This window comes from Bacteroides sp. HMSC067B03, from assembly GCF_001811315.1.
In the GTDB taxonomy this organism is placed as follows: domain Bacteria; phylum Bacteroidota; class Bacteroidia; order Bacteroidales; family Bacteroidaceae; genus Bacteroides; species Bacteroides faecis.
This window is the reverse complement of record NZ_KV804264.1, coordinates 45,419-54,155: the sequence shown is the minus strand read 5'-3', so window position 1 is coordinate 54,155 and position 8,737 is coordinate 45,419. Positions and strand designations below refer to the sequence as shown.

General features: G+C 34.9%; 6 protein-coding genes. All 6 read left to right on the top strand.

Annotation, left to right across the window (positions count from 1 at the left end):
* Window positions 1-110: 110 nt before the first annotated feature.
* The 6 genes from HMPREF2794_RS27500 (at window position 111) to HMPREF2794_RS02420 (ending at window position 8,657) form a co-directional block, all read left to right on the top strand.
* Window positions 111-2,036: a glycosyltransferase gene (locus HMPREF2794_RS27500; RefSeq protein WP_083312000.1), complete on the top strand. Its 1,926-nt coding sequence runs from the start codon at window positions 111-113 to the stop codon at window positions 2,034-2,036.
* An 11-nt stretch (window positions 2,037-2,047) separates the two neighbouring features.
* A complete protein-coding gene (gene glf / locus HMPREF2794_RS02440; protein WP_070750787.1) occupies window positions 2,048-3,154 on the top strand; it encodes a UDP-galactopyranose mutase in 1,107 nt (368 codons plus the stop codon).
* Between the two features lie 12 nt (window positions 3,155-3,166).
* Window positions 3,167-3,799 (top strand): TIGR04149 family rSAM-modified RiPP, encoded by a 633-nt coding sequence (locus HMPREF2794_RS02435; protein ID WP_070750785.1) that lies wholly within the window; start codon window positions 3,167-3,169, stop codon window positions 3,797-3,799.
* A gap of 71 nt (window positions 3,800-3,870) precedes the next feature.
* A complete protein-coding gene (locus HMPREF2794_RS02430) occupies window positions 3,871-5,676 on the top strand; it encodes an erythromycin esterase family protein (RefSeq protein ID WP_070750783.1) in 1,806 nt (601 codons plus the stop codon).
* A 355-nt stretch (window positions 5,677-6,031) separates the two neighbouring features.
* Window positions 6,032-6,865: a hypothetical protein gene (locus HMPREF2794_RS02425; RefSeq protein WP_070750781.1), complete on the top strand. Its 834-nt coding sequence runs from the start codon at window positions 6,032-6,034 to the stop codon at window positions 6,863-6,865.
* 235 nt (window positions 6,866-7,100) lie between these two features.
* The gene (locus tag HMPREF2794_RS02420; protein ID WP_070750779.1) at window positions 7,101-8,657 is read left to right on the top strand and encodes an ATP-binding protein; all 1,557 of its coding nucleotides are present in this window, start codon (window positions 7,101-7,103) and stop codon (window positions 8,655-8,657) included.
* The last annotated feature ends 80 nt before the right edge of the window (window positions 8,658-8,737 follow it).

Sequence of the window (8,737 nt, the reverse complement as noted above, 5' to 3'; positions counted from 1 at the left end):
AAGGTGTGGCTGATGGGAAACGCTTATTAGCCCCCAATGCTCCTCCTCTTCCTCATCCCACTTTTATATTAGAATAATGAAGTGATATAATTAATATACTAAAATAGATTATGAATAATATCCCTAAAATAATACATCAAATTCAGGAGGAGACACAACCGCTGTTTTCGGATTTTTTTTCAAATCTATCCCAATCATGGGTAGAAAATCATCCTTTATGGCAATATAAACTTTGGAGTCTTCATGATATAAAAGAATTAATTCATTGTGAATTTCCTCACTTTGCCACATTTTGTGACAATAATTTGAATAATAAACTACTATTAGAAATAAGTCGTTACTTTATATTATATCGTGAAGGGGGAATATTTGTAGATTCAGACATTGAATGTATTGAGCCTTTTGATGATATTGTAAAGGATAAGCAGTGTTGTTTCTCATATGTTCCACAACTATCTTCCAAGAAGATTATTTCAGACTCATTGATAATATCTAAAAGGGAAAGTTTATTTCTGAAATTTATTATTGAAAGATTAGATAGTAATTTAAATTGTTTGGTTGAGGAAGGAATATCCTTCTTAAATAAAACATATTCTTTGTATGATTGTAAAGATGAAGTGGAAATAATATCTTCTTCAATTATCAATCCTTGTTCTCCTATTGAAATAGAATTGTTGCTTAATGGAAAAATCTCAGAGAATTCTATAGATAATATTATATCTGAAGCTCATTCAATTTGCTACTATTTAAAGGAAAGAGCACAATCTAAAAGAAGGATGAATAGTATAGATGTATTGTATTTAAGTTCTATTGTAGGACAAGGAGGTGCATTTAGGGCTGCTCATAGAATACATTTAGGATTGAGAGCGATAGGAATTGATTCTAAAATGTTAGTCTTAAATTCAAATTTGGGAGAAAAGGGTAACTTATTGGACAATATTCATGTGGCTATTCCAAGTCCGCAAGAAAAAGTTGGCTATCATAATGATTTGGAGCCTTTAAAACAGTATCCTGCATATAATATGGCATCTCATACGTTTGCTCCTGCTATGGCAGGTACGGATGTGAATAGGTATATTGATATTTTTAATCCCAAAATAGTGCAAATTCATTGGATAAATGCCGGATATATAAAGATTGAAGACTTAGGTAAAATAAAAAAGAAGATTGTTTGGCGTTTGGCTGATTGTTGGCCATTGACAGGAGGATGTTATTATTACGGGGATTGTAAAAGATACTTGACCGGTTGTGGCAAATGTCCGAAACTTGGCTCAGAAGACATGGATGATTTGTCTCATGAAATTTGGAAACGTAAAGAGAAGGCATGGAAGGAGATGGATATGGTAATAGTTGTTCCAACTCTATGGATGAAGCAGTGTGTTGAAAACAGTACTCTTCTAAAAGGGAGGGAAGTTTTTGTTATTCCTAATGGACTTGATCTTGATAAGTTCTACCCTGTTAGAAAAGAAATAGCAAGAGAGGTTTTGAATATTCCGTCAGATAAAAAGGTGATACTTTATGGGGCTACTAATGCTATAAATGACATGAGAAAAGGTTTTTCATTATTATTGCAAGCGCTCCAGTCATTGTCAGACGCATATAAGAATGAATATTATCTTGTCATTTTTGGAGCCGAACGTCAGAGACTGGATTTGGATATTCCTTTTAGATTTATGGGGTATGTACGTGATCATCAGATTCTGCAAGCTTTGTATTCTGCGGCTGATGTTATGGTTGTTCCTTCATTAGAAGAAGCTTTTGGACAGACAGTAACGGAAGCTATGGCATGCGCAACACCTGTTGTTTCATTCTTGGAAACCGGACCGGAAAGTATAATTGAACATAAGAGAACCGGTTACTTGGCCCGGTATGCTGACGAGAAAGATTTGGCGGCTGGAATTGAGTGGGTTCTCAGTAGTACAAAGCTAAATGATGAATTGTCGGTTAATGCAAGAGCCCGGATAGAAGAATCTTATGATATAAGGATTATAGCAAAACAATATGAAAAGCTATATCATCAATTATTGAATAGTTAGATTTACAGACTATGAAACATTATGATTATCTAATTGTGGGCTGCGGTCTTTTCGGCTCTGTCGTGGCAAGAGAATTGACTAGGAAGAGGAAAACTTGCCTTGTTATAGACAAGCGTAATCATATTGGTGGTAATATTTATACAGAAAAGGAGAATGATATTGTCGTTCATAAATATGGTGCTCATATATTTCATACAAACAATAAATATGTATGGGATTATATAAATTCGTTTGCAGAGTTTAATCGGTATACGAATTCTCCATTGGCAAATTATAAAGGCAAACTTTATAATTTACCTTTTAATATGAATACTTTTTATCAAATGTGGGGAGTGAGAACTCCAGCGGAGGCTTTGAGTATGATTGAGACTCAAAGGATTGAAGCAGGTATAAAGGAGCCACAGAATTTGGAAGAGCAAGCGATATCTCTTGTAGGGAGGGATATATATGAGAAATTGATAAAAGGGTATACTGAAAAACAATGGGGGAGGTCTGCTGTAGATTTACCCGCGTTTATTATTCAGCGTTTGCCTGTGCGTTTTACTTTTGACAATAACTATTTTGATGCCAGATATCAAGGAATACCGATTGGAGGTTATACTTCGATTATTGAGAAAATGTTGGCAAAAGCAGACTTACTGTTGGAAGTAGATTATTTTTCAGATAAGGCATATTTGGATACTTTGGCGGATAACATCGTTTATACGGGTGAAATAGATCGTTATTTCGACTATTTTTATGGTACTTTAGAATACCGCACTTTGAGATTTGAGACTACTTTACTTGAAGGTCAAGCAAATTTTCAGGGGAATGCAGTCGTAAATTATACTGATGCTGATATTCAATATACACGTATTGTTGAGCACAAACATTTTGAGTTTGGCTGTCAACCAGATACAGTTATCACTAAAGAGTTTCCGGCTATATTTGAAAATGGAGCAGAGCCCTATTATCCTATAAATAATAAAGAAAATAATAGCTTATATGAAAAATACTATCAACTATCTCAGCTACAAAATAATGTTTTTTTTGGTGGTAGATTGGCTGAATATAAATATTATAACATGGATCAGGTACTAGAACGTGCATTAATGATGGTTGCTCTATTAGAATCATAAAATTAATAAATTATGAAAAAGATTACAAAAACAAATTTTCAGGGATTGCGTCAGTTATTCCCTGTGTTAGAAAAAGAAGAGATGCGCCATTATGTCGGTGGAAGCTCAGATGGCTATTATTATAATAGTGGTTGGAATGGTAGTGGAGACTACTACGGTTCTTCTGGTTCTGGCGATAGTTCTTATTACTCTCAATATGATTTTGATAATTGGGAAGGTCCTTGGTATGGTGGTTGGGTTTATGGTATGGGTTATGTTTATCCTGATGTCAATATTTACGGAACTTATGGAGGTCCAAAATACACATTAGATGATTTGTTCTATTGGGAGGGATCATGGAATGGTGGATATGTAGAAGGAGTAGGCTATGTGGGACCGGATAACAATGTTACAACTTATGATCCGAATAAATTGCCTAAAACGGGAGTAGAGCTCTACGACATGATGTATCGTAGTGGTTTTGATTTAGGATATGAAGCTGGGCAATCTGGAAGTACATGGGCTAGTGTTGGTGCTCAAGCTGCCGCATTTTTGGCTGCTGCATCAGCCGGAAGCGACTTTGGAGATGTAGATTACGAGATGATATATTTTTCTCAAGGCATCAGAGAAGGATATGCAAAAGGTAAGGCTTCAATGGGGTATTGAATATTTTTATAATATAATTCTTATGACTTTAATTTAAATGAGTCATAAGAATTATTCTAAATTACTCGTTTATGAATAAATATATATATTGTCTTTTTATATGCATTCTTGGACTATCGTCTTGTGTAGCTCAACCACTCCCTATAAATTATATAGATGCATATAATTTACATTTTTCTATGGAGGAGGATATGGTTATTGAATATCCATGGATGGAAAATGCAGCATATACTGGTTGTTCCATAAATGTTGAGATGAAAGAATCTAACAGGACTTTGTTTGCAAAAAAATATCTTAAAGGTTTTCCGTCTGATTGTCTTCGAACGGAACTTGAACAGAGAATTCTACTTCCTATTCATAAGGAAAAAGAAGGATTAGTAACATTTGAAGCTAAAGGAGAAAATATTAAAGCTGTTTCTATTTTAATAGATGGGATTGATGATAAGGAAAAATGTGTTTTTTCAGATACAATGACATTTGTTCCAGATAGTTTTCTTAGCAGTGTATCAAAAAAGATATCATTAGAGGGAGTAGAGATGATGAATATTCGTATTCGTGCAGATGGAGTTACTGATACGGAAGCGTATATCGCATTTTCCAAGTTGGATATAATGATTGGGAATAAGAATATCAATGAATATCCTGTTAGAGAATTTCCTAAACTGCTTTTACCGAAAGGTTTTAATTATATTCCTTATCAATCAAGTGCGGAAAATCTATGTGACAAAACTAGTGTAATGGAAGTTCGAAAAATCATAGCTTTAGGAGAATCTATACATGGGAGTAACTCTATTCGTCGCCTTGCATGTCAACTGATGTTAGAGAGTGTGAAGAACAAAGATTGCAAGCTGATAATTTGGGAAATGCCCATGGAAAAATCACTTGTTTATAACAGATATGTGTTGGATGATGAATTTGTGCTCGATTCCATAGAACTCAGTCTTCTTGATGAGCAAAGAATGAAATTTATAAAGGAGCTGAAGCGTTATAACTTAGGGGAAAAAAAAGATCGCAAAGTGAGATTGTTAGGTATGGATTATAATAGCGTCTGCAATTCAGCCCAAAATTCGGCAATAGATATTTTTGATTTTGTGACGCATTTGAATCGTGAGTGGAAAATACCAGAAGCTGATCAATTATCTGTTTTACTGATGGAGAAAGATTGGAAGGATGCGGTTCAATATCTCCAAACACACAAAAGTAATCTTCAAAAGATATTAACTATAGATGAAATAGAATGTATCACTCATATTCTTTCCCTTTCTAATAATATTGGAGGTGACCGTGTAAAACGTTTTATAAACCGTGATTCTGTGATGTTTGTTAACACGAACTTTCTATTGGATCATTTTCCATCTTTTTCTAAAAATCAAGCTATTATTTATGCACATAGTGTGCATATTAATCCGATTTCAACCTACCCTGTTGTGCATTGTGAACCTTTTGGTAAGTATATGAAAGGTAAATATGAGGATGATTATTTGCCACTACTGTTATTAACGGGCAATGGTAGTATGACTATTTATGATCAAGAGTTTAATAGGAGAAGAGAAGAACTGCAGCGTCCACCTACTGAAAGCATTGAATCTATTTTGAATCAGATAGAAAGTGATGTTCTTTATGTTCCTATGACATCTTATTTTGATACTATCGTTTTATCTCGTTTTCAAGGTGATAGAAAATCTCCGCGAGAGTTCTATCCTTATAATTTATACCAACGATATGGGGGGATTTTCTTTATCAAAAATTCTTTTGAACTTAATGAAAATAGAGAGAAAATGAGTGCGTTTGATAAGGCTGAAAGAGTTTTGATGAGAAATAAACAAAGATTAAAAATTCTGGAAGATATAAAGAAACGTCTGAAGATAATTTCATAAGGATAATAATTTATATACTCATTGGTTGAATTAAATTTCTAATATTGATAAATGAGAAGGTTGCACATGTTACAGAATTCTAGTAAGTTAGTGGTAGATATATTGTTAACTGCTATTATTTTGCTTATGTATAACTTTATTTGGATATGATTATGATACCTATGTATAGCGAATTAAGTTCTCCTATTTATTATGAGAATGAATTAAGAGCATATGAACATGAAATAGAAGTTTGTTCTGATTCGTTGGTTACTCCGGAGTATGCTTTAGAGAGGAGGTATAAGGTGTGGAGATATGAACAGTTACTGCAAAAAGCGAGAGAAAATTCAGAACTTAATCCTTAAATTATTGAATTATGAAAATATTGTTTGCTTTTCTATTCTTTTTATTACTCTCATTAGAAACAAGTTATTCTTGCTTTAATAATGATTTTCCATTATTAAAGCGGGAAATGTATAATCAATGTACTGATATAATAATAGAGGCCGGTCAAATGTGTGATTCCATTGATTGGAAAATATCTTCTTTCTTGAAAGCGGAGGAGATCTGCAGCGAGATAACCAGTCTCATGGACTTTTCTGTTGAAATGCGGTTGGTTTCAGATGCGGTTACAGGTGCAGGGAGTACTATTGATATATATACTTTCAATGGTGTACAATGGAAGTCTTTCAGAACAGGTAATCTGTTTCTTCAAAATGGACATATAAGAACCTATTTTTCTCCAGGAGAAACCAAGAAATTTTGTAGTGGGATCATTATTGGTAATAGTTGTTTAGAAGGAGTAGCATTTATTGAATATAGGATTTATTATATGACACCTTTGGGTAAAAGAATGCAGAAAAAAGAAATAGTATATTCCATAACACCTTTAAAAGGAGAAAATGGAAGTCGGGTGAATAAGGTTTATTGGTGTGTAGACAAGAAATCTGAATTCCCGGGAGGGGATGAAGCATTAGAGGCATTCTTTAAAAAAAATCTGAAGAATCCTCAAAGGAGGAAGATCAGTGGAATAATAAAGGTTATAGTGGAAGAGGATGGTACCATAAGTTCTCCTTGTGTAATAGAGGGAAATATGTTCGGATTTGATGAAGAAATGATTCCAATCGTTTTACGGATGCCTAAATGGACCCCTGCATATATAGGTGATAAAGCTGTGAGAGCATTTCATGATATTGTGATAGATTACTAATAGAAAAATTGAAAGAGTAATTATTCGCGATGTGTCTTGTTGAAAATGAATCTTATTAATGTACTGATATTATTATGAGGAATTATATTTTCTGTTATTAGTACTCTATAGTAGAAAATCATATTCCTGCTATCCATCTTAAAACAAGAAGTTTCTCAAATAATAGTGTTGGAGATAATTGGAGATAAGAGGGAAATTCGTATTTTTGTGTGTTGGTGTATAAAAACAGAAGAATATGAGCAATAAGATTTATCCCATTGGCATACAGAATTTTGAAAAGATTCGGAATGGCGGTTATTTCTATATTGATAAAACAGCATTGATTTATCAAATGGTAAAGACGGGTAGTTATTACTTCTTAAGCCGTCCTCGTCGCTTCGGAAAGAGTCTTCTCATATCCACTCTGGAAGCATACTTTCAAGGCAAAAAGGAATTATTTGTGGGATTGGCTATGGAAAAGTTGGAAAAGGATTGGAATAAACATCCTATTTTGCATCTGGACCTCAATATCGAGAAATATGATACTTTGGAGAGCCTTGACAATATACTTGAAAAGTCTCTGACAGCATGGGAAAAACTATATGGTGCCGAACCGTCTGAACGTTCCTTTTCCCTGCGTTTTGCAGGTATTATACAGCGTGCATACGAGAAAGCCGGGCAACGCGTTGCCATCCTGGTGGATGAATACGACAAGCCCATGCTGCAATCCATCGGTAATGTGGAGCTTCAAAAGAAATTCAGGGACACCTTAAAGCCCTTCTATGGAGCGCTTAAGACAATGGACGGTTGCATCAAGTTCGCCCTACTGACAGGGGTGACGAAGTTCGGTAAAGTCAGTGTATTCAGCGATCTGAACAATTTGGATGATATTTCTATGCGGAATCAGTACATTGACATTTGTGGTGTTAGCGAACAGGAGATTCATGATAATCTGGAAGCCGAACTTCATGATTTTGCCGATATACGGGGAGTGACCTATGATAAACTTTGTTCAGAGTTGAGAGAGCGTTACGATGGCTATCACTTTACACATAATTCTATTGGTATCTACAATCCGTTCAGTCTGCTCAATGCTTTTAAGTATAAGGAATTCGGTAGCTATTGGTTTGAAACCGGAACGCCTACCTATTTGGTGGAATTACTGAAAAAGCATCATTACGATCTGGAACGAATGGCGCACGAAGAGACTGATGCGCAAGTGTTGAACAGCATTGACTCCGAATCCACTAACCCCATTCCGGTGATTTATCAAAGCGGATATCTTACGATCAAGGGATATGACGAGGAATTTGGTATATATCGTTTGGGTTTTCCCAACCGAGAAGTGGAAGAGGGATTTATTCGCTTCTTGCTTCCTTATTATGCCAGCGTGAATAAAGTGGAATCGCCGTTTGAGATTCAAAAATTTGTCCGTGAGATACGCTCCGGTGATTATGATTCTTTTTTCCGTCGTTTACAAAGTTTCTTTGCCGATACTACCTACGAGGTGATTCGTGATCAGGAGCTGCACTATGAAAACGTACTTTTTATCGTATTCAAATTGCTCGGCTTTTATACCCAAGTGGAGTATCACACGAATGATGGACGCATTGATCTCGTTCTGAAGACGGACAAATTTATCTATATCATGGAGTTTAAGTTGGAAGGTACTGCCGAAGAGGCTTTACAGCAGATCAACGAGAAGCATTATGCGCTCCCCTTCGAAATGGATGAACGGAAACTATTCAAAATAGGAGTGAACTTCAGTGTTAAAACTCGCAATATAGAGAAGTGGGTTGTAGAAATTGTTTAAAGAACTACGTGTTTTTTTAGAATAACTACACCAAAAGTTATATTCATCCTGTATAATAACGAATAAAAACTTTTGGTGTG

Excerpts from the sequence above, each read along its gene's own strand:
- HMPREF2794_RS02425 (WP_070750781.1), top strand. The coding sequence starts at position 6,032 with ATGAAAATATTGTTTGCTTTTCTATTCTTTTTATTACTCTCATTAGAA.
- HMPREF2794_RS02430 (WP_070750783.1), top strand. The coding sequence starts at position 3,871 with ATGAATAAATATATATATTGTCTTTTTATATGCATTCTTGGACTATCG.
- glf (WP_070750787.1), top strand. The coding sequence starts at position 2,048 with ATGAAACATTATGATTATCTAATTGTGGGCTGCGGTCTTTTCGGCTCT.
- HMPREF2794_RS02435 (WP_070750785.1), top strand. The coding sequence starts at position 3,167 with ATGAAAAAGATTACAAAAACAAATTTTCAGGGATTGCGTCAGTTATTC.
- HMPREF2794_RS02420 (WP_070750779.1), top strand. The coding sequence starts at position 7,101 with ATGAGCAATAAGATTTATCCCATTGGCATACAGAATTTTGAAAAGATT.
- HMPREF2794_RS27500 (WP_083312000.1), top strand. The coding sequence starts at position 111 with ATGAATAATATCCCTAAAATAATACATCAAATTCAGGAGGAGACACAA.